At 71.1% G+C, this 24,049-nt stretch carries 21 protein-coding genes; 7 read left to right on the top strand and 14 right to left on the bottom strand.

What is annotated here, in order from left to right:
• Nucleotides 1-6: 6 nt before the first annotated feature.
• The 13 genes from M2266_RS31365 to M2266_RS31305 all read right to left on the bottom strand — a co-directional run bounded on the left by M2266_RS31365 (nucleotide 7) and on the right by M2266_RS31305 (nucleotide 11,831).
• Nucleotides 7-1,284, bottom strand: a complete 1,278-nt coding sequence (locus M2266_RS31365) for an MFS transporter (protein WP_277441659.1) — start codon at nucleotides 1,282-1,284, stop codon at nucleotides 7-9.
• Nucleotides 1,281-2,438 (bottom strand): ATP-grasp domain-containing protein, encoded by a 1,158-nt coding sequence (locus tag M2266_RS31360; RefSeq protein ID WP_277441658.1) that lies wholly within the window; start codon nucleotides 2,436-2,438, stop codon nucleotides 1,281-1,283. The genes M2266_RS31365 and M2266_RS31360 overlap by 4 nt, the downstream gene beginning before the upstream one ends.
• Nucleotides 2,435-3,100, bottom strand: a complete 666-nt coding sequence (locus tag M2266_RS31355) for a metallophosphoesterase family protein (protein WP_277441657.1) — start codon at nucleotides 3,098-3,100, stop codon at nucleotides 2,435-2,437. The genes M2266_RS31360 and M2266_RS31355 overlap by 4 nt, the downstream gene beginning before the upstream one ends.
• Nucleotides 3,101-3,120: 20 nt before the next feature.
• Nucleotides 3,121-4,332: an ATP-grasp domain-containing protein gene (locus tag M2266_RS31350; protein ID WP_277441656.1), complete on the bottom strand. Its 1,212-nt coding sequence runs from the start codon at nucleotides 4,330-4,332 to the stop codon at nucleotides 3,121-3,123.
• Nucleotides 4,329-4,628, bottom strand: coding sequence for a glutaredoxin domain-containing protein (locus tag M2266_RS31345; protein WP_277441655.1), 300 nt, complete (start codon nucleotides 4,626-4,628; stop codon nucleotides 4,329-4,331). The genes M2266_RS31350 and M2266_RS31345 overlap by 4 nt, the downstream gene beginning before the upstream one ends.
• Entirely contained in the window at nucleotides 4,628-5,770 is a 1,143-nt protein-coding gene (locus tag M2266_RS31340; protein ID WP_277441654.1) for an alanine--glyoxylate aminotransferase family protein, read from the bottom strand. The genes M2266_RS31345 and M2266_RS31340 overlap by 1 nt, the downstream gene beginning before the upstream one ends.
• Nucleotides 5,767-6,246 carry a YjbQ family protein gene (locus tag M2266_RS31335; protein WP_277441653.1) on the bottom strand — a complete coding sequence of 160 codons (480 nt, stop codon included), beginning with the start codon at nucleotides 6,244-6,246 and terminating at the stop codon, nucleotides 5,767-5,769. The genes M2266_RS31340 and M2266_RS31335 overlap by 4 nt, the downstream gene beginning before the upstream one ends.
• Complete coding sequence (locus M2266_RS31330) at nucleotides 6,243-6,830, bottom strand: hypothetical protein (RefSeq protein ID WP_277441652.1); 588 nt, start codon at nucleotides 6,828-6,830, stop codon at nucleotides 6,243-6,245. Before M2266_RS31330 ends, M2266_RS31335 begins: the two co-directional genes overlap by 4 nt.
• Before the next feature lie 528 nt (nucleotides 6,831-7,358).
• On the bottom strand, nucleotides 7,359-8,288 hold the full coding sequence (locus tag M2266_RS31325; protein ID WP_277441651.1) for an isocitrate lyase/phosphoenolpyruvate mutase family protein: 930 nt from the start codon (nucleotides 8,286-8,288) through the stop codon (nucleotides 7,359-7,361).
• Nucleotides 8,285-9,421 carry a hypothetical protein gene (locus tag M2266_RS31320; protein ID WP_277441650.1) on the bottom strand — a complete coding sequence of 379 codons (1,137 nt, stop codon included), beginning with the start codon at nucleotides 9,419-9,421 and terminating at the stop codon, nucleotides 8,285-8,287. Before M2266_RS31320 ends, M2266_RS31325 begins: the two co-directional genes overlap by 4 nt.
• Nucleotides 9,418-9,990: a thiamine pyrophosphate-dependent enzyme gene (locus M2266_RS31315; RefSeq protein ID WP_277441649.1), complete on the bottom strand. Its 573-nt coding sequence runs from the start codon at nucleotides 9,988-9,990 to the stop codon at nucleotides 9,418-9,420. The genes M2266_RS31320 and M2266_RS31315 overlap by 4 nt, the downstream gene beginning before the upstream one ends.
• 3 nt (nucleotides 9,991-9,993) lie before the next feature.
• The gene (locus M2266_RS31310) at nucleotides 9,994-10,521 is read right to left on the bottom strand and encodes a thiamine pyrophosphate-binding protein (RefSeq protein ID WP_277441829.1); all 528 of its coding nucleotides are present in this window, start codon (nucleotides 10,519-10,521) and stop codon (nucleotides 9,994-9,996) included.
• A gap of 401 nt (nucleotides 10,522-10,922) precedes the next feature.
• Entirely contained in the window at nucleotides 10,923-11,831 is a 909-nt protein-coding gene (locus M2266_RS31305; protein ID WP_277441648.1) for an EamA family transporter, read from the bottom strand.
• Nucleotides 11,832-11,932: 101 nt separating this feature from the next.
• On the opposite strand from M2266_RS31305, the gene M2266_RS31300 reads away from it, so the two are divergent.
• The 7 genes from M2266_RS31300 (at nucleotide 11,933) to M2266_RS31270 (ending at nucleotide 21,190) form a co-directional block, all read left to right on the top strand.
• Entirely contained in the window at nucleotides 11,933-12,814 is an 882-nt protein-coding gene (locus tag M2266_RS31300; RefSeq protein WP_277441647.1) for a LysR family transcriptional regulator, read from the top strand.
• A gap of 341 nt (nucleotides 12,815-13,155) precedes the next feature.
• Nucleotides 13,156-14,670 (top strand): PqqD family protein, encoded by a 1,515-nt coding sequence (locus M2266_RS31295; RefSeq protein WP_277441646.1) that lies wholly within the window; start codon nucleotides 13,156-13,158, stop codon nucleotides 14,668-14,670.
• Nucleotides 14,667-15,959 carry an ATP-grasp domain-containing protein gene (locus tag M2266_RS31290; protein ID WP_277441645.1) on the top strand — a complete coding sequence of 431 codons (1,293 nt, stop codon included), beginning with the start codon at nucleotides 14,667-14,669 and terminating at the stop codon, nucleotides 15,957-15,959. The genes M2266_RS31295 and M2266_RS31290 overlap by 4 nt, the downstream gene beginning before the upstream one ends.
• An 8-nt stretch (nucleotides 15,960-15,967) precedes the next feature.
• Entirely contained in the window at nucleotides 15,968-16,702 is a 735-nt protein-coding gene (locus tag M2266_RS31285) for a hypothetical protein (protein ID WP_277441644.1), read from the top strand.
• Between the two features lie 11 nt (nucleotides 16,703-16,713).
• On the top strand, nucleotides 16,714-18,054 hold the full coding sequence (locus M2266_RS32500; RefSeq protein ID WP_346780973.1) for a YbaK/EbsC family protein: 1,341 nt from the start codon (nucleotides 16,714-16,716) through the stop codon (nucleotides 18,052-18,054).
• An 859-nt stretch (nucleotides 18,055-18,913) separates the two neighbouring features.
• Nucleotides 18,914-20,677 (top strand): sialidase family protein, encoded by a 1,764-nt coding sequence (locus tag M2266_RS31275; RefSeq protein ID WP_277441643.1) that lies wholly within the window; start codon nucleotides 18,914-18,916, stop codon nucleotides 20,675-20,677.
• A 177-nt stretch (nucleotides 20,678-20,854) separates the two neighbouring features.
• Nucleotides 20,855-21,190 carry a luciferase family protein gene (locus M2266_RS31270; RefSeq protein ID WP_277441642.1) on the top strand — a complete coding sequence of 112 codons (336 nt, stop codon included), beginning with the start codon at nucleotides 20,855-20,857 and terminating at the stop codon, nucleotides 21,188-21,190.
• Nucleotides 21,191-21,289: 99 nt separating this feature from the next.
• Here the strand turns inward: M2266_RS31270 and M2266_RS31265 are convergent, their stop codons facing one another.
• Complete coding sequence (locus M2266_RS31265) at nucleotides 21,290-24,046, bottom strand: bifunctional YncE family protein/alkaline phosphatase family protein (protein ID WP_277441641.1); 2,757 nt, start codon at nucleotides 24,044-24,046, stop codon at nucleotides 21,290-21,292.
• Between the last annotated feature and the right edge of the window lie 3 nt (nucleotides 24,047-24,049).

Here is a 24,049-nt window from a genome sequence, read left to right as displayed (position 1 = left end):
CCCCCGTCACGGGCGTGGGCCGGGGGACACCGCCCGAGGCCCGCCCAAGTAGCGCACCGCGAGGGGAGCCGTTGCCCCGGCGGCCGCGAAGACGGCTCCGAGAACGAGCCAGCCCTCCGCCGGATGGCTGCCCAGACAGAGCAGGGCGATCAGGGACGGGGCGACAGCGTTGGCGGCGCCGCGGCCGAGGGAGAAGAAGCCTTGGTACTGCCCGTGCATGCCCTCCGGCGCGAGGGAGAAGCTCAGCCCGAACGTGCCGGCCGACAACCAGAGTTCGCCGAAGGTGAGCGCGACGGCGAAGAGCAGCAGCAGAACCGTCGCCGGCGGGCCGGGCATCCCGCCGGTGAAGGCCATCAGCGCGCACGCGGCGAACAGGGCGAGTCCCGCGTTGCGGCACATGCGGGCGGCCCTGCCGTCGTCCTCGGCGCCGCGGCTGAACCGTATCTGCAGGCAGATCACCATCACCGTGTTGACGGCGACGATGCCAGAGACCAGGACCGGCGGTGCCTCGGTGTGCCGGAGAACCCACAGCGGCACGGCGAACGACAGCACCTGCGCCTGCAGGGACAGCACCCCGCAGATGAACGTGACGGCCGTGTACCGCCGGTCGCGCAGCACCTGCCGGCCGGAACCGGCGCGCTCGGCCTTCCCGGCCGGCCGGGTCCCGGCCGTCCGCAGCCACCACAGCGGCACCGCCGCTCCCGGATAGGTCAGCGCGGTGCACCACAGCAGGGCCATGTACCCGGCCTCGGTGTCGGCCTGGATGACCAGCGCGGAGGCGGCGGCGCCGATCGTGATGCCGACGTTGGTGACCACCCGCAGATGGGCCCGTAGCCGTACCCGCTCGGCGCCCTCCCCGACCGTGGCGACCAGGGCGCCACGGGCCGCGGTGCTGCCCTGTTCGGCGAGGAGGAAGACCAGGATCAGCGCCAGGAACGCCGGGAAGGAGCGGGCGAGGGCCAGGGCGGCCATGGTGGCGAACTGCACGCCGAGCAGGACGGTGTAGATCCGCCGGGGCCCGAACCGGTCCGCCAGTCCGCCCAGCGGCACGGCGCCGGCCAGCGCCACGATGCCGGCGGCGGTGAGGCCGGAGGCGACCTGGTGCACGGGCAGTCCGACGACCCGGGTGAAGAACAGGGTGCTGGTGGTGAGGTAGAGCCCGCTGCCGACGGTCTTGACCAGCCAGGACACGGCGAGCAGGCGGGGTTCGCCGGGAGCCGGGAGGGAGGCGCCGACCAGGGCTCGCGCCCGGCTCGGCCGGTCTGTGCGGGCGGGCGCGGTCATACCGTGGGCACCGCCGTCTCGTGCAGCCGCCCGATGAACGCCTCCGCGGCCGTCTCGTCCGCGCAGGTGAAGTACGCCTCCAGATGCCCGGGGCTCGCGCACTCCTCGGGCGTCAGCACCTCCAGGACTCCGGGGAGGGCCAGCACCCGCTCCCGCAGGCCCGGCAGCGCGGGCAGTCTGCTGCGGCCGGTGGTGTCCGGGCGCGGTGCCCGGTCCGGCCGGCTGGGCGGTTCGCCGGTCGAGACCCGGACGAACTCCTCCCACAGGTCCACCCCGAAGGCGTGCCACCACATGCGCGAGATGCCCGCGCCTCCGGGCCGTATGGCCACTTCGCCGATGACCGGGCCCGTCCCGGTGCGGAACACCTCGAGGTGCGTGACCCCGAACGGCAGGCCGAGCGCGGCGACCACCCGGCGGTGCAGGTCCAGCACTTCCCGCGAGAACGGGTCCGTCTGGTCGGCCACGTACCCGCTCTTCAGGTGCGGTGCGACGCGCAGGGGCGGCAGGAAGTAGCGGGAGACGGCCGCGCGGGCCACCTCACCGGCATGGACGACGCCGTCGCAGTGGTACTCGTGCGTGAACCGCACCAGGCGCTCCACCTGGACGGGCAGCCGCCGGTCCGCGAGGTCGGCGAAGTCACCGGCCCCGTGCCGCTCGCCGAACTCCTCGGGGGAGTCGACGCGGTAGGTGCACTTCGAGGCGGCGCCGAACACCGGCTTGATCATGACGGGCCAGCCGGTGTGCTCCGCCGCCCGGGGTACGTCGTCGACCGTGGCGGCCTGGGCGTAGTCCGTCACCGGGAGCCCGGCGGCCAGCAGCCGGTCCTTCATCGCCCGCTTGTGGGCGCCCCACAGGGAGGGCCCGAAGCCCGGTCCGGGTACCCCGAGCAGCGAGCGGACCAGGCCGGCCGCCGGCACGCTCTTCTCGGTGGCCGCGACGACGTGGTCCAGAGGTCCGTGTGCGGCGAGGTCGTACGCCGCCTGCTCGACCTGGGTCAGGTCGGCGAAGTCGTCGACGTACGCCACTTCGAGGCCCCGGTACAGGTCGGCGTAGACCTTGCGGGTCATGACACGGACGGTCAGGTCCGGTCGACGGGCCAGGGCCGCGATGACCTCGGGCTTGTCCGAGTTGAGCAGGAGCACCTGCCGGGTCACTTCTTCTCCGTGGGTGGTGGGGTGTGGTGGTGGGTGACGGTGGCGGCGGCCTCGTCGACGACGGCCCAGGCGGGGGAGGGGCCCCGGTCCGGGGCACACGCGGTGACGGAGCCGACGTTGACGACGTAGCGGCCGTCGGCCGCCAGCGGGATCGGCTCCCCGAACCGCACGGGCAGGCGCTCCACCCGCACCGGACCGGTGCCCTGCGGCCACAACCGGTACAGCGCGCTGCGGTGATGGTGGCCGTGCACCAGCGCGCGCCCGGGGAAGTCCGCGTCGGCCGGGCACCACAGCCCGGGCTCCAGTTCGCGCCAGGGCAGCGGATGGCCGTGGCAGTACAGGGCGAAGTCGGTGCGGTGCTCCAGGGGGGCGTCCACCAGGGGGCGGGTCCAGCCGGGCAGGTCGGGACGGGGCACCAGCGCGCGGATCCGCTCCTCCTGGTTGCCCCGCACCAGCCGTACCCCGTCGAGGAGCCGGGCGAGTTCCGGGTCCGCTTCGAAGACGTCGGCGGGCCGGCCGCCATACGCGTATCCGGCGACCTCCCGCTTCCCGACCCGGCACTCGAAGACGTCACCGAGGCAGACCACCTGGTCCACCTCCTGCTCCCGGATCCCCTCCAGGACGGCCCGCAGCCGCGCGGTGTCCCCGTGGATGTCGGTCACGACCGCACGGCGCACCGCGCTCACTCACCCGTTTCGATCTGCACCCGGGCCGCCAGCCCCGCGCAGACCCGGGCCGCGTCCACCGAGTCCGTGCCGTCCGCGATGACGTACCCGGCGCGGTCCCGGGAGCTGCGCACCGGGTGGACCTCATCGCCGACCGCGACGTCCAACCGGATCTCGGCGGTGGTGCCGGCGGTGTCGGGCAGGGTGAGGCGCCGGACCGTGCCGGGCGGCGGGATGAGGAAGCGGATGGCCGCTCCCCGGCGCGGGACGGGCGGCTCGGCGGGCGGCGGGAGCAGCCCGAGCGGACAGCCGGCGGTGAGGGCCACCACGTCCAGGCCGTACGCCCGGCGCAGCAGTTCACGGATCTTGTCCCCGCCGATGCGGTTGTGTGACTCGAGGATCCGCGGGCCCCTGCCGGTGACCTTGACCTCGGTGTGGGCGGGGCCCTCGGTGAGGCCCACGGTGTCCAGGAAGGTGTGGACGAGTGTGGTGACCTCCGCCAGGACGGGTGCGGGCAGGGCGCTCGGCTGGCTGTGCCCCATCTCCACGAACGAGCTGCCCACCAGCTTGTCGGTGACCGCGAGCACGGTGTGCTTCCCGTCGTGGGAGAAGCTCTCCACACTGATCTCGGGCCCGTCGAGGTACTCCTCGGCGATCGGCCGCGTGCCGCCGGCTCTCCTGAACGCCTGCCACACCTCCTCGGCGGCCGGCGGCCCGGCCACCCGGAAGACGGCCTGACTCGCGGTCCCGGCCGCGGGTTTGAGGATGACCGGTCCGCCCGTCGTACGGCAGAACGCGGCGAGGTCGCCCGCGTCGCGCGGGGCGGCGGTGCGCACCGGGCTGACGCCGCGGGCGTTGAGGAGTTCGCGCATGCGTTGCTTGTCCTGCAGCAGACGCACGGTGTGCAGCGAGTTGCCGGGCAGGCGGAGCCGCTCGGCGACCGCGGCCGTCGGCAGCAGGCCGCGCTCGGTCAGTGACAGCACCCGGGCGAAGGGGCGCTCGGCGTGCAGCGGCGCCAGCGCCGCGTACAGCGCGTCGGTGTCGGTCAGGTCCACGGCGAGGGCCGCGTCGGCCTCCGCGGCCACCGGCGGCGCGGGCTGCGCCGCATCGTGCACGAAGACCGTCCCTATGCCCAACGCGCGTGCCGCGCGCACCAACTGGGGGGTGCCCGCGAGCACCGCGACACGCGGTGTCGCGGTGCTCGCGGGCACCTGCTGCCCGGAGGTCATGCCACGGGCTCCGGCTGTGCTTCCACGGCGTTCCCCGGAGCCACCGCGTCAGGGTCTCCGAAGCGCTCCTTGAGGTAGGCGATGATGTCGGCGTTCTCCCGCAGCCTGCCCGGGATGACGGTGGCGCCGTCCACCAGGGCCGGGATGAACTTGCTGCCCGTGGTGCGGATCAGCTCGTGCCGCTCCTCGCGGGGCTTGGGCACGTTGATGTTGATGTAGGAGACCTGGAGCCGGGTGAGCAGTTCGCGCACCGGCTTGCAGTCCGGGCAGGTCTCGCGCTGGAACAGGACGAGCATCAGTGGCCCTCCTCGTGGAACGTACGGATGATCTCGCCGACGCCGGAGCCCGGTGTGAACGTGTGGCCCAGGTCCAGCAGGGCCATCTCCAGGGCGCCGAAAATGCCACTCAGGTCGAGAGCGTCGGCCGCGCCCACGTGCCCGACCCGGATGAGCTTGCCCTTGAGATGCGCCTGGCCGCCGGTCATCGTGACGCCGTACGAGGCGGACAGCGTCTTCAGCAGCTTGCCGGTGTCGATGCCCTCGGGCGCGAGGGCCGAGGTGATGACGTGGCTGCGCCGGTGCGGGGCCTGCACGAAGGTGGTGAACCCGAGCTTCAGCAGGCCGCGTTCCGCCGCCCGGCCCAGGACGGCGTGCCGCCTGCGGAAGGCGTCCATGCCCTCCTCGTCCAGCATCTTCAGTGATTCGTGCAGCGCGAACAGCAGGGACACCGCGGGGGACGAGGACGACATCGGGTAGAAGTGCCGCAGCCGCTCGAACGACCAGTAGTAGTTCGGCCCGCTGGACCGCTCGACCGCCGTCCACGCCTTGTCGGACAGGGCGACGAAGGCGAGCCCCGGCGGCAGCATAAAGCCCTTGTGGGACGCGGCGAGGACCACGTCCAGGCCCCACGCGTCCATCTCCAGTGGGTGGACCAGCAGGCCGCTGATGGCGTCGACGACCACGACCACGTCGGTGTCGCGGAAGATCCGCCCGATCGCCTCGACGTCGTTGAGCGCACCGGTGGAGGTCTCGCTGTAGACGACGAACGCGCCCCGGATCTGCGGGTGTTCACCGTACGCGGCCGCCACCCGTTCCGGGTCGGCGCTGGTGCCCCAGGCGCTCTCGACGACGTGCGCCACGAGACCGTAGGACGCGCAGATCGCCTGGAAGCGCTCGCCGAAGTAGCCGTTGGAGACGACCAGGACTTCGTCGCCGGGCGAGAAGCAGTTGGCGACCGCGGCCTCCATCGCGCCGGTCCCGGAGGAGGCGATGGTGTAGACGGGGGCGCTGGTGCCGAACAGCGGGGGCAGGCCGCCGCTGATCTCGTGGATCAGCTGCTCCATCTCGGTGGAGCGGTGGTGGATGATCTCGCGGGCCCCGGCCAGCAGCAGACGCTGTGGCACTTCGGTGGGCCCGGGTGTGGCCAGCCGCAGCTTCACTGGCTGTCCTCCTTGACTCGGGTGTCCTGAACGCGGGTGTCGTGCGTGGTGGTCGCCGTCCCCCGGGGCGCGTCGACGAAGACGCGCCGGGTGGCGGGCTTGAGGTCGAAGTCGAGGAGCACGACGCGGTGGCTCGGCGACATGGCCAGTCGGCCGTCCCTGAAGGGGACGAGCAGACTGGTGCCGAGCAGCGACGACTTCAGGTGGGAGAAGCCGTTGGGGTCGGCGGTGGTCAGCTCGTGCAGATAGCGGCTGCCGTCGGCGGGGGACTCCGGAGCGATCCGCTCCAGGGCGCGCAGCAGGTCCTGCACGGCACCCGGCTCGTAGCGCATCACGGTGAGTCCGATGGTGCTGCCGTGCGCGAACACCCCGGCGAGCCCGTCGCCCGTACCGTGCTCCTGCAGAGCGGCGGCGATCCGGTCGGTGAGGTCGTAGTGGGAGTTGAGGCCGGTGCTCTCCACCGTCAGCTCGATCACCGGGCCGCCTCCGCGGGCCCGCCGATCGCCTGCGGCACGTTGTCGGCCGTCAGATCACCGGGACCGGTCAGTGTCCAGGCGGGCACCCCGGCCAGCACGTCGGTGATGCGGCCGACCCGCTCGGAGTGGTCGGCGCGGTGGTCGTCGAGGTAGTGGTGCCAGCCGGCGTTGGCGCCGTCGAACGCCGACTCCACGTTGGCGTGCAGCACTGCGGCGTGCTCCTGGCGGCTGCCGGTCAGCGGCTCGACGACCGTACGGTCACCGGGGCCGATCGCCGGATGCAGGATCGCCGCGACCGGCACCCGCACACCGACCGGGCCGCTCGGGAAGCGGTCCCGGAACGGCAACGGGTCCACCGCGAACTTGCCCACCGGCGAGAACGCGTGCCCCTCGGCGGGCACGTACCCGTCCCCGATGCCGGCGATCTCCCTCAGCCCGGGGTACTTGGCGACCGTGCCGTAGCCCAGGTGCGGGTAGTCGGGCCAGCCGGCCGCGACGACCGATCCGTCCGGCAGCTCGTGCAGCACGGTCTTGTCGCCGCTGAGCACCTGGTAGCCGAAGTGCTCCACCAGCTCCAGCAGCACGGTGCTCTTGCCGGCCCCCCCCCTTCGCGCCGGTCACCAGCACGACCTCGCCGTCCCGGTAGGCGGCGGTGGCGTGCAGCACCGCGGCGCCGGTGTTCTCCTGGTGCTTCAGCACCAGGTCGCGCACCAGCTCGACGAGGTCCATGTGCCCGCCGGCCCCGAGCGTCACGTCGATCACCCGGGCGGTGCGGTCGAAGACGAAACGGGTGCCCGTCTTGGTGCACTCCACGTACTCGCGGCCGTCCACCATCGCCCGCCGGGCGGGCACGGTGAAGAACGCGCTGGCGCTCTTGCGGAGGTAGATGTCCTCCTGTGCGGTCCCCGCCGGAGGCGCGAGGCGCTCCGGGTCCGGGGCGTGCACGCGAAGGGTCGCGACGGGCTCGCGGCCGCTCTCGTCGGGCTTGGCCTCCTCGGCGACCAGATGCGTGGCGAGGAAGGCCAGCGCGTCCTCGATGCCGGCGTCGGGCGCCACCACCAGGTCGAGGTGGGTGCCGTGGAAGTCCAGCCGCAGGGCGGTGGGGTGGGTGGTCACTGTGCTGCCTCCGCGAGTTCGCGTCCCAGGGACTCGTAGCGCTCCTGCTGCTCCAACATCTGGGGCATGCGCTGCAGGTCGAAGACCTCCTTGAGCGGGGCGAGATCGGACTCCACGTTCAGGGTGGTGCCGTCCCGCATGATCTGGGTGAGCGTCTCCCGCATGGCCCGGATCGAGCTGCGCAGCGCCTGGTTGGCGTAGATCGCCATGGCGAAGCCGCGCTGCTCCAGCTCCTCGACGGTGACCTGGTGGTAGGTGGTCGGCACGACGATCACCGGGAGGTCGCCGCGGTAGGCCTCGCGGAAGGCGAAGACCTCCTCCGGGTCCCTGCGCTTGGAGTGGATGAGCAGGGCGTCCGCCCCGGCCCGCTCGTAGACGTCCGCCCGGCGCAGCGCCTCGGCCATGCCCTGACCGGAGATCAGTGCCTCCAGACGGGCCACGACGGCCATGTCCCTGCGCGTCTCGACGGCGGCCCGGATCTTGCCCGCGAAGTCGTCCAGCGGGGCGAGGTCCTGATTGCCTTCGATGAAGCTGTTGAGCTTGGGGAACTGCTTGTCCTCGATGCACACGCCGGCGACGCCGCGCGCTTCGTAGGAGCGCACCATGTGGATGACGTTGTTGACGTTGCCGAACCCGGAGTCGCAGTCCGCGAGGACCGGGATGTCCACCGCGGTCGCGAGGCCGGCCGCCGCGTCGAGGCAGTCGCCCATGGCGAGGATGTTGGCGTCGGGCACGCCGGCCGTGGCGGAGATCTCCAGTCCACTGGACCAGACGACGTCGAAGCCTGCCTCCTCGGCGAGCCGTGCGCTGAGCGGGCTGTGCGAGCCCATGGCCCGGGTGAGCCGTGGGGCGGCGAGCGCGTCCCTCAGCCGCTGTGCCGCGCTGGGCGTGCGGTCGTCCTGCTGGGGCGGTCGGCTCTCGGTCATGCGTCCCCTCCTGGGGTCTGTGCGGCCGCTTCGGTCCGCGCTGCTGGTGCTGCTTGCGCTTGCCGCGCTGCCTGCGCCGCTCGCGCGGCCGATGCGGCCAGTTCCCGGCACACGTCCTCGACCGTCTCGTCGAGGACCTTGCGCGGCTGTGCGGCACCGATCCGCCGCCCGACCTCCCACGGGTCGAGCCCGTGGTGGGCGCTGATCTTCTCGATGCGGTCCTGGAAGTAGAAGTGGTGGTCGTTGATCCCTGCGGCGATCTCGGCCCGGCCCACCGTCATGGGGCGCGGCAGCACCCGCTCGGCCACGTACTCGGCGGCCTCGCAGACCAGCGGCAGATCGGCGTGGGTGGCGTACCTGGGCCACGCGGTGAGGAACGCCACGGCCTGCTCGGTGGCGAGGTTCCCGGCGCCCCTGGCCATGGCGCACAGCGAGGCGTCCAGCCAGCTCACGCCCGCGTCCAGACCGGCGACCGCGTTGGCCGCGGCCAGGCCCAGGTTGTTGTGGGCGTGGATGCCGAGCGGAGTCGGCAGCCGCTCGGCCAGCAACCCGACGCGGCGGCGGACGTCGTCCGGGGTGAGCGCGCCGAAGGAGTCGGCGATGTAGAAGACGTCCGGCGCTTCCGCCGCCACGACCGCGGCGACCTCGCGCAGTTGCGCCTCGGTGGTGTAGCTGACGGCCATCAGGTTGACGCCGACCTTGAGGCCGAGCGCCCGGACGGCGCGGACGTACTCCGGGACGCCGTCGATGTTCCACGGGTAGGCGGCGATGCGCACCAGGGACACCGGGCTGTCGGGCAGGTCGTCCAGGGCGTTCGTCGGGCACACGGTGGGTACGACCATCACGGCCAGCTCGGCGTGCGAGACGTCGGGCAGCGCCGATAGGTACTCGGGCGTGCAGTGCGCCGACGGTCCCGCGGTCGCGCTGGCCCTGCTGCCGGAGCCGCCGCGGTAGCCGACCTCGATGACGTCGACGCGGGCGGCGTCCAGGGTGCTCACGATGGTGCGGACGTCGGTGGCGGAGAACTGCCAGTCGTTCTGGTTCCCGCCGTCGCGCAGGGTGCAGTCGAGCAGGACCGGATTGACGCTGCCCGTCCGGGGCGCGTCGGCACGGGTCGTTCCAGGCGCGTTCACAGGACTCCTTCCACCTGGGCCGCCGGATCGGCCAGTTGGGCGCGGAAGCGTTCCACCAACTCCTGCGGCGTCTGCTCGACGCGCCTTCCGGCGGGGTGGCTGCGTGGCGCGCAGCGGATCCGCACCAGCGTGGGCGTGCCGGTCAGGTCCAGGGCCGCCAGCTCGTCGAGGTCCCGCACGGTGTGGGCGGCGGCATAACCGGCCGCGAGGGCCATCGCCGCCGGGTCGCCGAGGGCGGCGGTGCGCTGGCCGCCGGTGCTCTCGTGGGCTCCGTTGTCGAGGACGACATGGAGCAGGTCCGGACGGTGCTCGGCGATCATCGGCAGACAGCCCGGGTTCATCGCGAACGAGCCGTCGCCGTCCAGCACCAGCACCCGGCGGTCCGGGTGGGCCAGTGCGATGCCGAGCCCGATCGGCGCGGCCATGCCCATGGAGCCGACCAGATAGAAGTGGTTGGCGCGATCGCGGATGTTGTACACGTCGCGCGTGATGAAGCCGCAGGTGCTCACCGTCAGGGCGGTGGACTCCCGCTCCAGCAGTGCGCCCAGGGCGTCACGGATGTCCAGCATCGCTCAGATCCCTTCGCGGACGATCAGTACGGCGGTGCTCCGGCCGGAGTCGTGCAGCTTGAGGAACTCCTCCACGGAGTCCTCGGGGTGTTCGTTGTCCAGCACGGTCCAGGGCAGGCCGAACACGTCGAGCAACCGGGTCAGTTCACGGCCGATGACGTCGTGTTCGACCGCGTCCTTGCCGTCGTGACCGCGCCAGCTGACCACGATCGGCAGGTGGACGTCGTAGATGAGGTTGAACGAGGTGAGGACGTTGAGCGAGTAGCCGAGGCCGGAGTTCTGCATGAGGACCACGGGTCTGGCGCCCGCCACGGCGAGCCCTGAGGCGACTCCGAGGGCGCTGTCCTCACGGGGCGCCGGCAGGTACGTGATCGGGATGCCGGGTCGTTCCAGGATCCGGAAGAAGCCCTTCAGGAGGGAGCACGGCACCCCCGTGAAGTGTGTGTGACCAGCGCGCGTGAGGGCTCTGAACACGGCCTCCGCGACGGCTCCGTCGGGTTTCGTGGGGGGAGATGAGTCATGGGTGTGCATGTGGTTCCAGGAGGTTCGTGTGAGGTGGACCGCGATGGACAGGTCCTGGGCGTGAGGGCGGGCCGGGGATCGGTGGGCTGCGGGTGCGCAGCTGGTGCTCTGGCCGGAAGGGTTTGCCTGGTGCGCGGCGTCCGGCGTGGTGCGTCGCACGGCGGAGGATCGTCCTCGTACCGGGCGTACTCGGACGACTGCGACAACGCAGCGAAGTGCCGTGCCGGGCGCCGCGAACCGGTGAACCTTTCCGGCCAGAGCACCAGGTCCGCGGCGGCCTGAGCAAGGCCCGAAAGATGTCGCAGGCCCGCCGGCGGGCCGGGTGGGCCCGCGGGTTCGGCCGTGCGTTGACCTGGCGGCGATGGTGACGGAGCCAGGCCGGCGGCGAAGGGGTCACCGACGGTGACCGCTCAAGAAGAGCTGAGCAGCTTCTCGCCTTCGGTGATACCGACTGCGGGCCGCGTCCGGCGGGGTCGGAGCATACCGACCAGGATGCCGACGACCACGAGGGCGGAAGCGAACACCGTGGTGGATGTGACGCGTTCGCCCTGGTAGATCCAGGCCGTCAGGATGCCGAACACCGGCACGAACAGGGAGAACGGCGCGACCGTCGTGGCATCGTAGGTGCGCATCAGATAGCCCCAGGCCGCATACCCGAAGAGGGTGGCCATCCAGGCGACGTACAGGGCCGCGGCGACTCCGGAGAAGCCGATGTGGCGCAGCGCGTCCAGGTCCCGCCCCACACCTTCCAGCGGAAGGGAGAGCAGGGCCAGTGGGAGGGGCGGAATGACACTGACCCACACCATGAAGCGGAACATGTCCGGCGGACTCGCCTTGCGCATGGCGATGTTGGAGAGCCCCCAGCAGGCCCCGGCCCCGACGACGAGCAGGAAGCCGGCGATCGGCCAGCCCTCCCCGGACTCCAGGGCGACCAGCAGGATTCCCGTCGCGGCGATCAGCATGCCGACGATCTGCATTCTCCGGGGTCGTTCCCGCAGCAGCGCAAAGGCGAAAAGCATGGTGAAAACCGCTTGTCCCTGCAGTACGAGAGACGCGATTCCGGGCGGCAATCCGACGTGCATACCGACGAAGAGCAGGCTGAATTTCATGATGCCCAGTACGACACCCACGGCGATAACCCATCGCCAGGGCACCTGCGGCCGACCCACGAAGAAGACGGCCGGCAATGCAGCCAGCAGAAATCGCAGGGCGGAGAACAACAGCGGGGGAAAAGCTTGCAGTCCGACGTCGATGACGACGAAATTCGCTCCCCAGATCGCTGCTACCAGCAGGGCCAAGGCAACGTGGACGGGCTTCATCCCTTCTCCCGTCCCTGTGTGATGTGCATGGACCCATCAGAGCAGGGGTCGAGGCCAGTGCCTAGCGCGAGTTGCTTAAGGGGAGGGATTAGCATCGCTTCATGCTTGATCTTGGTCGCCTGCGGGCGCTGCACGCCGTCGCCGCCCACGGCACCATCACCCGGGCCGCCGCGGCCCTGGGGTACACCCCCTCGGCGGTGTCGCAGCAGATCGCCAAGTTGGAGCGGGAGACGCGCACCGACCTCCTGGATCGGCAGGCGGGCAGGGTGACCCCGTCGGGACAGGCGCTCGCCCAGGCCGCGTCCGAGGTCTTCGCCATCCTGGAGCGGGCCGAGGCGGACCTGGAGGAGCGGCGCGGGATACCCCACGGAGAGGTGGTGCTGGCGGCCTTCCCGACCGCGTGCCGCGGGTTCGTCGCGGAGGCCGTCGCGGAGCTCGTGCAGCGGTACGAGGGGCTGGAATGCCGGCTGGTCGAGATCGATCCCACGCGTGCGGTGGCCATGGTGGCGCAGGGGGAGGTGGACCTGGCCGTGGTCCACGACTGGGACAACGCCCCGCTGGACCTGCCCACTTCGCTGGCGGAGGCCGCGATCGGCGAGGACTTCGCGGACATCGTGCTGCCCGGCGGTCACCGGCTGGCCGACCGGGAGGTCCTGGTGTCGGAGGACCTCGCGGACGAGCGGTGGATCAGCCAGGGGCCGGGCGCCATGTGCCACCGGTGGCTCCTGGAGACGTTCGGCGCCCAGGCCACGATCGCGTTCCAGATGGAGGAGTACGCGTCGCAGTTGGCTCTGCTGCGGGCTGGGGTCGGGGTGGCGCTGCTGCCCCGGCTGGGGCGGCCCGAACTGCCGCCGGGTGTGCGGGCCGTGCCGCTGCGACCAGCCCCCGCGCGCCGGGTCACGGCCGTGTGGCGCCGCCGGTCGGGGCAGCGGCCGGCGATCGTGGTCGCCCTCGACGCGCTGCGCGGGCACTGGGGTCGCTGATTCCGGCGGAGCTGTGCGTGGCAGGGTCGTGAGCGACGGGTCCGGGAGTGGCGGGGCCGCGAGCCGCAGTTCACATTCCGAGATGACCTGTTGACATTCCGTGGCCACATGCCCAACAGTGATGATCATGAATTGATAAACGGGGAGCAAGCAAACGGGGGCCGGCACGCCACTTGCGTCCATCGTAAGCGTGCTGCTTAGTCGAACCTTTTCATGTCTCTGCGGCGTGTTGTCTCGCCGTGCTCCGGCATGCTTCGGATCCGCAAGTCCGGGCCCGCATGTCCAAATTGCCTTTATTTTCTCCCCGCCCAAAGGGATCTGACGAGAGGAATGTGTCGACGATGCCGACAGGCGTGCTCGAAAAGCCGTTGCAGGAGTTCGACGAGTTGCGGAACCAGGCTCTGCGGGACTTGCGGGAGGTGATGTCCGCGGAGAATTACGCGGGTGCCGTGCGCTGCGCGGTCCGGCTGCACGCCGAGTTGCCGGACAAGTCGCAACTGGAGCGCAACGTGGTCCTCGTCGCCTACGGCGGCGGCAAGGACAGCTCCTACACCCTGGCCTTCGTCAGGGCGATGCAGCTCATCCTGTCCCAGATCCACGGATCGACCTTCCGCATGCGGGTGGCCACCAACCGCCACGCCGGGATGCCGCGCGCGGTGATGGAGAACATCGACCGCGCCTACCGGGCGCTCGACCTGTTCGGGGACCCGGAGTGCGAACTCCTCCTCATCGACGGCCGGCAGATCAAGACCTTCGACGTCGACGAGCCGCAGGCGGCCGACGTCATACAGCGCAACCGGCTGGACATCCTGATGACCGGCCACCGCACGGCCGGCGACGCGCGCCCGACCTTCTGCAACGCCTGCAACCTGTCCATGGTGAACTCCTTCGGCCTCGCCGCCGGCCACGACGGGGGCGTCGACCTGATCATCACCGGGGACTCGCGGGAGGAGCAGCGTGACTACTACCTGTGGGTGTCCCGGCTGGCCCGCAAGTTCGGACTCCAGCCGGAGCCGGGTGAACGCCGTGGCTTCAAGGGCTTCCTGAGCGCGCTGAACAACATCTCGCAGGCCTACTTCACCGACATCCACGGCGACGCGACGTCCGACCTCGTCGCCGAGCACGCGATCACCACCGACGTCCGCACGGGGCTGCAGTTCTTCTCCATCTACGACGACACCGCCTACGCCTCGGGCGACCATTGGGAACTGCTCACGCAGTTCCTCCAGTTCACCTTCGACGACCTCGCCTTCAGCTTCACCGAGTCCGACTGCGGCAACCCCGCCCTGATGGCCCACCTGCGCGCCCTCAAGGCCGAGCGGTGCCACGGCCGGACCTACGCCGAAGGTCTGGGCGAGTACGTCGAGTTCGCCGTGTCCCTCATGCACAAGAAGGAGTTCCCGCCCCAGCTCGTCGCCCTGGTCCGCGAGCGGTACGACGGCGAGGGCGGCGCCGAGCGGATGCGGGCGGCCATGGACGCCTACGCGCTGGACGCGTACGGACTCACCGAGGAACACCTCGTGACCATGGTCCACGCCCCCTTCACCGAGAAGGGTGTCAGGCTCGAGCAGTTCCTGCGGGCGGAGCAGCCCGGCCTGGTGGCCGACGACGTGCACGCCCTGCTCGGCGGAGCGCGGGCCGACGCGGCGCTCGCCGCCGACCTGGAGCGGATCAGCGGACTGACCGTGGACCAACTCCAGGTCCTCTACGGCTCCTCACTGCGGCTCCCGACGCTCATCCCGGGCAGCGGTGAACTCATCGACTCGATCCTCGACGGGGACCCGCACAAGCAGGTCATCCAGACCCGGCACACGGCGGACGGCCCGGTCGTCGCCGAGCTGATATCCGGACGGTGAACGTGCCGCACGACGACCCGTCGCCGCGGCCGGCCGGCGACTTCGTTCAACTCGGGGCCACGCGCGACGGCCTCGACCCGTATCTGGACTGTGCCCGAAGCCGCGGCATGCGGGCGGTCCTGGTGGAGACCGCGGCGTATCTGCGCTGGCGCGGGCTGCTCGGCCGGCAGCCCTTCGATCTGGAACTCCCGGTGGAGCGGCCCGAGGACCCCGAGCAGGTGCGGGCCGCCCTCGACGCGGCCGGCATCCGGCCCCGTCTACTCCTCACCGGCTTCGAACGCTATGTGTACGCGGCCTTCGAGGTGGCACGCGCCCTGCGGGTGGCGCCCTGGCCGCACGCGGGCATCACGTTCTCCCCACCGGACAAGGCACGGCAACGGGCGCTGCTCGTGAGCTCGGCGCCCTCCGTGCTCCAGCCCCGGTTCCTCACACTCGGGCTCCACGACGCCGAACGGGCCGACGACCTCGGCTACCCCCAGGTCGTCAAGCCCGTCGACGGCGGTGGCGGCCTGGGCGTCACGCTCGTGAACGACGCGGCGGGAGTACGCCGGGCCCTGGCGGACCTGCGGGACCGGCGCAACTACGGTGGCGGTGCCTTCGGCGCCGTCATGGCCGAGGAGTTCGTCAAGGGACCCGAGGTCTCGCTGCAGGGCGTCGCGGTCGACGGCCGGGCGCTGCTCCTGAGCGTGTGCGAGAAGATCACCGCGCTCGAGGAAGTGCCGGACGCACCCGCGCTCACCGGCTTCCGCGAGGTGGGCCACATCGCCACCCACGGCGCCGGCGCGGACGGCGAACTGCGCGAGCTCGCCGACCGCTGCCTGGCGGCCGTCGGATACTCCGAGGGCCCGTTCCACATCGACGTCCTGCAGGGTCCCGAGGGACCCGTCTTCGTCGAGATGGGATTCCGGCTGTCCGGCGGGGGACTGGTGGCGCTCGTCGAGCGGGCCACCGGGATCCGGTGGGCCGAACTGGTCTTCCAGGTCCAGCTGGATCGCACGTCCCCGGTGCTGCCCGCAGCCTCCGGTGGGGCGGCCGGCCAGGTCTCCGTCGTCTCGGACGAGGAACTGGCGGCCGCGAGGGCGCTGGCCGCCTCGGACCCCGGCATCGAGCTCGTGCCGTCGCCGCCCCCGCCACCGTACGACGAACTCAGCGCGGACGAACGTGAACTGCTCGCCTCCGACCTGTCGCGGCACATCGGCGCGAAAGCCCGGGTCGTGGCCGTGGGCGACGGTCCGACACAGGTCCGCGTCCTCCTGGAATCGCTCGTCGCCACCCGATTGCGAGGCTGATCCTCCCCATGTGCCGTCTCATCCTTGCTCAGGGCCGCTTCTCCGCCCAGGCGATGCTGGACGCGGCCGTCGCCATGAGCTGCGGCCGCACCGCCGACCACGACGGGCCCACGGACGTCCACCCCAACGGCTGGGGGGCGGTGTGGCGGGAGAGCGGGGCGCCGCACGGACTCGGCGTCCACCGGGACGTGCGCCCGCTCGGGGACAGCTGGCAGGAGTCACCGGTCGGGGACGTGTCGACCGACCTGCTCGCGATCCACGCGCGGCACGCGACGCTCTCCCGCAACCACGGGCCGGCGTTCACACACCCCCTGTACCGGGACGGCGAGTCCCCCTGGTACTTCATGCACAACGGGTTCCTGCCCACGGTCCACCGCCTGCTCGACCTGGAGTCGTCCGACTTCGACTCCCGCGAGTACTTCGACTACGTGATCCCCGCCGGCACCGAGGCACTCGACGCGGAGGGAACCCTGCGGCGGCTCGACGCCATCCCGCCCGGCGGCAGTTCGGGCAACGCCATCGCGATCAGCCCGCGGGCGGCCCACGTCATCCACTGGACGCCCCAGGGCGCCGGCTCACCGCGCTACTTCGGCATGCACCGGCTGCGAACCCCCGACCTGACGGTGATCGCCTCCGAGGTGATCCCCGACCTCGCGCCGGCCGACCAGTGGGAACCGCTCGCACCCCACACCGTTCACGCCTTCCAGTTCACCTCCGCCGAGACCGAACTCTCGTACACGTGAAGGAGATCGTCATGACACCCACCGGGTCCTGGTCGAGAGTCGTCGTCGACGCGAGCGCCGGCCGTCCGGACGCCGGCCTGCTGCGCCGGCTCGCCGAGGGGGACATAGCCGTCGTCGTCCTGCGCAACCTGTTGCCCGCGGAGGCCTTCACGGACAATCTGGAGCGGGTCGGCAAGCTCTTCGCCAACGCGTCCACGACCGCCTACGCCAACGGCAGCCTGACCACCATCGGTCCCTACCTCGCCAAGTACCTGGCGGAGCCAGGGGCCTACTTCACCGAAGCGGAGCAGGCCAAGACGATGCTCGACGAGGTCGGGTTCGACCTCAACGAGCAGGTCCGCTCCGCCCTGTGCGAGGCCTTCGGGCTCGACTCGATGGAACCGGCCCGGGAGTCCGACGGCCGGGACTACGCCGCCTCGGTCGTCCGCATCCACGCCGACGGCGTGCGCAACCCCCTGCACAACGACAACATCATGCGCGACGCCGAGGGCACCGGCCTGGTCCTGGCCGACCTCGCCTACCAGCTGAGCTGTGTGGTGTGCCTTCAGGAGTGCGACGAGGGCGGTGAGCTGCGCATCTACCAGCACGCCTGGGAACCGGCCGACGAACGGTACAAGATCGCCGGCGGGCTCGGCTACGACGAGGCCCGTGGTGGACGGCCACCCGTGCCACGAGTTCAAGCCGCAGGCCGGCGACGTCTACCTGATCAACCCGACCCGCTACCACTCCATCGAGCGGGTCGGCGGCTCCGATCGGCTGACCATGGGATTCTTCTTCGGCTTTGCCGACAACCAACTGGACTCCGCGATGGTCTGGGGATGAGCGACACACTGATTCAGCCCGCTACCGCCGACCGCACCGCACGCGCTCGTCTCCTCGACCTCCTCACCGTCCACAACGCCCGCTTCCGACGGATCGAGCACGCGCCCGAGGGCAGGACCGACCTGGCCAGCGCCCTGCGCGGGCATCCGGTGGAGCAGGCGGCGAAATGCATCGTCGTACGGGTGAAGGTGACCAAGAAGAGCTCCCACTACGTCCTGGCCGTCGTGCCCGGTGACCGTCGGGTCGACCTGGGCAGGATCCGGGAGCTGTGGGAGGCACGGGACGCGTCCTTCGCCGACCGCGCAACCGCCGAGCGCCTGTCCGGCTGCGTCAGCGGTGCCATCGTGCCCTTCTCCTTCGATCCCGCGCTGGAACTCGTCGTCGACCCGGCCCTGCTGGAACACGAGGAGATCTTCTTCAACGCGGCCGACCTGGACCTGTCCGTGGCCCTGGACGTGCGCGACTACCTACGGATAGCGGAGCCCCGCACCGAGGCCATCGCGGAGCGGGCCGCCGTTCTCGCCGACTGAACCGAAGCCTGTGCCCCAGCCTGCCGTTGTGCCCCGTTTCGTCGAGGCACGACGGCAGGCGCCGCAGCGGACGCCCCTTGCACCCCGATCGAGGTCCCGGGGGTCAGAACGGGTGGCCGCAGGCCCGGCAGACGTTGCGGAGGTCGGGGCACCAGGCCCCGCAGCCGGGGCATGCCTTGAGTGCCGGTGCGCGGGTGATACGGGCGACGGTGATGACCACGGGGGCGACTCCAGCATGGGCACCCCCGCATCGGGGTGCGTCGTCGACAAGGTCTCGGCGGGTGTGAGCGGCATGCGGTACCCGCAGCCGGGATGTTCACCCGCATGCCGGCGCGCTATCACGATGGCATGCTTCATCACCCTGCCCACGGCGGTCGCCCGTATACCGCGCCCGGTCAGTGGTGAAGGGCGCGTCGTGCATCGTTTCGACCACCCGTGCGCCCTCCGCGGACCGGTTCACCACCGGCAGCCGCCTCTCATGGCGACGCGCCGGGTGCTACGGCGGGGCCTTCGTGCTCGCCGACACCGTCGAACAGGCACCGCACGCGACGAGCGCGTCCGCCGGGTAGGACCTCCGGTGTTCACCCGCGGCCCCAGGGCGTCGGTCAGTTTCGGAATCGCACTGCGGAGGTGTGGAGCGGTGGCCGACACCTCACACGGGGACGGCCGGGGCGGTGGGCTGTCCACGATGTCGCACGGAAACGGCGCGTCGGGTGCGGCGTGGCGTCGGGAACTCGGCGCCTACTCCGTATAGCGAGGTCCTGGAGCACCTCGCGCCGCGCCGGACCGCGCCGGAGCGGGCTTCTCCGTGGCCGCGCCCCCGCCGTCTCCAGTGTCGATTCTCCATGAGGAGTACCCCGTGGCACGTCCCACCGGATCCGCCGTCCTCGCCCTGGCGCTGGGCGTCACGAGCGTGGCGCTGCCCGCCCACGCCGCCACCGCCGGCCAGTCGGCCGTCGTCTCCCAGGACTGCGCCTCGGGCGGCCGGATCCAGGAGACCGTCGTCAACGACACCGCGCAACCGACCACGTTCACCGTGGACTGGCCGGGCACGGGCACGTGGTCCGCGCGGGTCGCCGCGCGCGACAGCGGCCACTTCTCCTTCTCCAAGCCCTCCGGCACCGCCTACACCCTGCACACCACCACCCCTCAGGGCTACGACGACACCGTCGGCGGCACCCTGGACTGCTCCACGGCCCTGCACGCCCTGGTCAGCATGGACTGCCCGCGCAACGCGGACGGATCGGCACCCGCGGCGCACCGGTTGCGGATGACGCTCGACAACCGCACCGCGGGCGCCCCTACCTTCTCCGTCGCCTGGCCCGGCCGATCCGGTTCCCCCTGGACGGTCACCGTGCCGGCCATGTCCGGCGACACCAGTCTGCTCTGGACGGTCCCCAACGGCACCCCGTACACCTTCGACACCACCGCCGGCTCCTGGAGCCACCACGAGTCCGGGACCGCCACCTGCGGGACCGCCCCCGGGACCCCTGGTATGAACGCCCGGTCCCTGCTGACCACGGGCACGATCATCACCGGCCTGAACGGCGCGGGCGGCCGGTACGACGGGACCGCGAAATCGGTGCGCATCCCCGCGCTGGCGGTCACCGGCTCCGGTACCGTCATCGCCACCATGGACGCCCGCGTCGACGGGAACTCCGACCTCGGCGGCGGCACCAACAACATCCAGATCGCCATGTCCCGCAGCACCGACGGCGGTGCCACCTTCACCGCCCCCGCGATCATCGCGCACGCGCCCACCACCGGCGAGGGTTACGGCGACTCCAGCCTGCTGGTGGACCGCACCACCGGCACCGTCTACTGCTTCTTCACCTACGCCCCGAAAGTCGGCGTCGGCTACACCGGCTCCACCGCCGGCGACACCACCGCGACGGCCACCACCAACACCCACATCCGCTACATCACCTCCACCGACGCCGGGGCGAGCTGGAGCGCCCCCGTCGACCTCAACCCGCAGGTGCGCCAGGCCGGCTGGGCGGGGATGCTCGCCGCCTCCGGGCACGGCGTCCAACTCGCGTCGGGCCGGCTGGCCCAGCCGATGGTCTACCACGACGCCGCCGGCGACCACGCCTCGAACATCTACTCCGACGACCACGGCGTGACCTGGCGGGCGGGCGCGTCCGCCGCGGTCGGCTTCAACGAGAGCAAGACCATCCAGCGCAGCACAGGCAAGGTGGTGCAGAACCTGCGCGCCGACGCGGGCGGCAACCGCTGGTACACCACCGCGAGCGACACCGGAGCCGCCGACGTCGCCTCCGCCTACGGCGCCGCCTGGAACTCCGGGCTGCTCGACCCCGCGTGCAACGGCGACGAGGTGTCCTACCTCAAGCCCACCGAGGTCGACGCCGCCGGCCATCCGCTGCTGACCGCGACCGCGATCCTCAGCAACGCGGCCGGACAGAGCACCCGGCGGGACATCACCGTGCGGATCAGCCACGACGACGGCGCCGGCTGGCCGCACGAGGTGGTCCTCAAGGCCGGCAGCGGCGGCTACTCCACCACCGCCGTGCTCAACGACGGCACCGTGGGGGACCTCTACGAGAGCAATGCCGGCGGCATCGTCTACACCGGCTTCACCCTCGGCTGGGTCGAAAGCGCCTGAGGCGCCCTCCGCCGGCGCGATCGGCGCGGGGCCACGAGACCGGACGGCCGGATCACGTCCTGACCGCGGTCGCACCCGCTGCGCCCGGGGGGTAGCGGCAGCGAGGGCGAACAGTTGAGGATGTGGGCATGGCATCTGCGCGTCGTGCTCTGGAAGACCTGATGGCGTGGCCCGGGTATGTCCGCGGCCCCGGCCCGGTGCGGTACGGGGACGGCTGTACTGGCCGATGGTGGGGAGATCGCCCACTTCCACTCCGAACGGCAGGCGGACCTGTACCTGGGCCGACCCGCGATCGAGCGCTTGCGTGAGGAACTGGGGCACTCCACCGCGTTGCGCCTGGTCCCGGGTTCGGGGTGGGTGAGCGTGGTTCTGGGGGGTGCCCGAGACGCGGACCTGGTGGTCACCCTGGCCAGCGTCGCGCTGCGGGCCCAGACCGACCGCGTGGCCGGTGCCGATGCCGGGGTGTGCAACCTGGACCACATCTCGATCATCCCAGCGGGGCACCGGGCATAACGCGGCACGACGCCTCAGCGTTCGGGCCGGCGTCGCGCCCGCCGCCCCTGGCGTGTGGTGAGACCGGCCAGGGGCGGTTGGTCGAGGCGATCAGCGGCGTCAGCCGTCGGACTCCGCCGACGGGATGTACGCGCCCGGCACGTCCTGCGGCGCGTAGATCCGGTCCTCACCGGGGTACGGCTTCGTCCACCCGTCCGTCTGGTACCACGTGAAGTGGTTCATCTGTGCCGGGTTGGCGAAGTCGGGCTTGGCGTCCGGGCCGGTCAACCGCTGCTGCGACTTCCACTGCTCCCACTTCGCCGCGACGTCCCGTTGGTCCGCCGGTACCGTCGCCGACGGCACGGCCGCCGCACGCGGGTTCTGCGCCGTCGGGGTGTCCGCGCCGCACGAGGGCGGGGTGGGCAGACCGGCGGTGAGCGAGGTCCGGTTGGGCAGCGCCGTGAACGGGGTGAAGTCTGCCTTCCTGGTGAACGCCCCGGTCATCGGGCTGGCCGCGCTGTCCTTCTGGTTCATCGGGTGGATCCCGAGGATCTGCTCGATGGTGCGGATCACCGTGATCTGCGAGTAGTAGCGGCTGTCCACGACCCCGTGGCCGGCCCAGGGGCTGATGATCTGGATCGGGGCGCGGTGGCCGTCGACGTGGTCGAGACCGGCCTGGGAGTCGTCCTCGAGCACGAAGATCGCCGAGTCCTTCCAGTACGGACTGTGTGAGATCTCGTCGATCATCTTGCCGGTCGCGAGGTCGTTGTCCGCGACCTGGGCGGGCGCGTTCACCGGACCACCGGTGTGGTCGCTGGAGAGCCAGAACATGTTCAGGTTCGCCGGGCCGTTCTTCTCGAAGTCACGCTTCCAGATCTCGTACCGGTAGATGTCCGGGACGCTGGTGTCGAACTTCGGGAAGCCGTGCACCGAAACGTCGTTGAGCGACGGGATCGGCGAGGACGAGACCAGGGGGTAGGCGGTGTCCTGCCCGGTGGCCGCCATGTTCTTGGTGTCGCAGTACAGGTTCGGCCAGTTCGCGCCCGTCGGCTTGGTCAGGAACTGCTGGAACTCGCCGAAGTCGCGCACGGACTTGCCGGCCGCCTGCGCACCGGTCCAGATGAAGCCGCTCCGCTGGTGGCCGAGCGCGTCGTCCTCGGTGTCGTAGCTGCGCTGGTACTCGCCTGCCGAGGACTCGGTGTACTCCGGATTGTCGGCCTGCATCAGCCAGTTGTGGCCCTCGGCGGAGTTCGTGCCGATGTCGTAGGTGTTGTCGTACAGCCCGAACTGTCGCGCCAGCGCGTGCTGGTTCGGCGTCACGTTCTCGCCGAACTGCGTCAGCGACGGTTCGCCGTTGCCCGCCGGGATGTCACCGAGGACCTGGTCGTAGGTCCGGTTCTCCTTGACGATCAGGAAGACGTGTTTGATCGTCGAGGGGTCGCCGAGCCGCACGGGAACAGGCACCGGCTTCGCATGGCCCTTGCCCTTGGCCAGTGTGACCGCGCCGTTGTTCCAGCCGTTCTGCCGGAAGACCTTGGCCGTCTCGGACTTGATGACGCGGTCCTTCGGCAGCGTGAACCGCTGCACGCTCGACGTCGTGTCGTGGGTGGCGTGCCCGGCGCTGCCGGTGGGGCGGCGGGCGTCGACACCCCGGGTGTTGGAGATCAGCACCTGGTTGCCGACCGTGGCGACCTCCGCGGGGAAGTAGTCCGTCGGGAGCAGGCCGATGTAGCCGACCGGCTCCTGCGGCGTCGTGTACCGGTAGACGGCGACCGCGTTGGCGGGGCCGAGCGTCACCAGCAGGTGGCCGTCGTCGGTGAGTGTCACCCCGTTGGGCTCATAGCCCACCGACGCCTCCGGCCACGGCCGGGTGGCGATGGTCTGCACGACCTTGTTCCTGGCGGTGTCGATGACCGACACGTCGTTCGTGGCGGTGTTGGTGACGAACAGCGCCCGCTTCTTGACGTACAGGGCGGTCGGGTGCAGACCGACGTCGATGCTCGCGACCGCGGCGGCCGGGTTCGCCACGTCGATGACGCTGACCGTGCCGGTGGTGGTGGCAGCGGTCACCGGACTGGCCGGGACCTGGGTGTTGTAGGAGTTGACGGTGGTCTCGCCGGGCCTCGCCGGACGCCCGCCCTCGTTGCTGACGTAGAGCTTGGTGCCGACCCGGACCATGTCGCGCGGTGCGTTGCCCACGGCCCAGCTCTGCTGGATCGCCCCGGTCGCCGCGTTGATGGCGACCACCCGGTTCTGGCCGTTGACCACCGAGTACACGGTGGAACCGTCGGGCGAGAACACCGCCTCGCCCACCAGGGCGTGTCGGGGCCCGTCCGCCGGGATCGGGATGGATGTCGGGTTGGCGACGCTGCCGTCCGGGTTCACGGTGAACCTGGTGTAGCCGTTTGTCTGGCCCAGCCACAGCTGCGAACCGTCGGGCGAGTACGTGGGGCCCTCCTGACCCACGTCATTGCCGCCGATGCGCGGGATCGATGACGCGGAGGCGCCGACGAGTTGCTGCACCTTCCAGCTCTTCAGGTCCACGATGGACAGCGCGCTGCCACCGTCGGTGACCGAGGCCGCGAGGTGCGTGCCGTCCGGGCTGACGGAGGACGACATGATCTTGCCGTTGTTGACGACCAGGCGGTCGCCGTACGGGGCGATGTACTGGTCGCTGGAGATGACCTGGCCCCGATCGGTGGTCTGGCCGACCTGATCGGTGCCGAACTGGTGCGTCTGGGCGAAAGCCGTGCCGGCGGCGGCGACCGCGACAGCGGTGACGCCCACGGTCACCAGGGGTATGCGGCGGTTCATCCGTCTGCCGAGAAAGCCGAAACGGGCCCTCTCGGCACGCCGCCGGCGGCGTGTTACCTGCATGGT

It is taken from the genome of Streptomyces sp. SPB162 (assembly GCF_029504575.1).
In the GTDB taxonomy this organism is placed as follows: Bacteria; Actinomycetota; Actinomycetes; order Streptomycetales; family Streptomycetaceae; genus Actinacidiphila.
The sequence above is the reverse complement of the archived record's forward strand: the minus strand, read 5'-3'. Positions and strand labels throughout refer to the sequence as shown.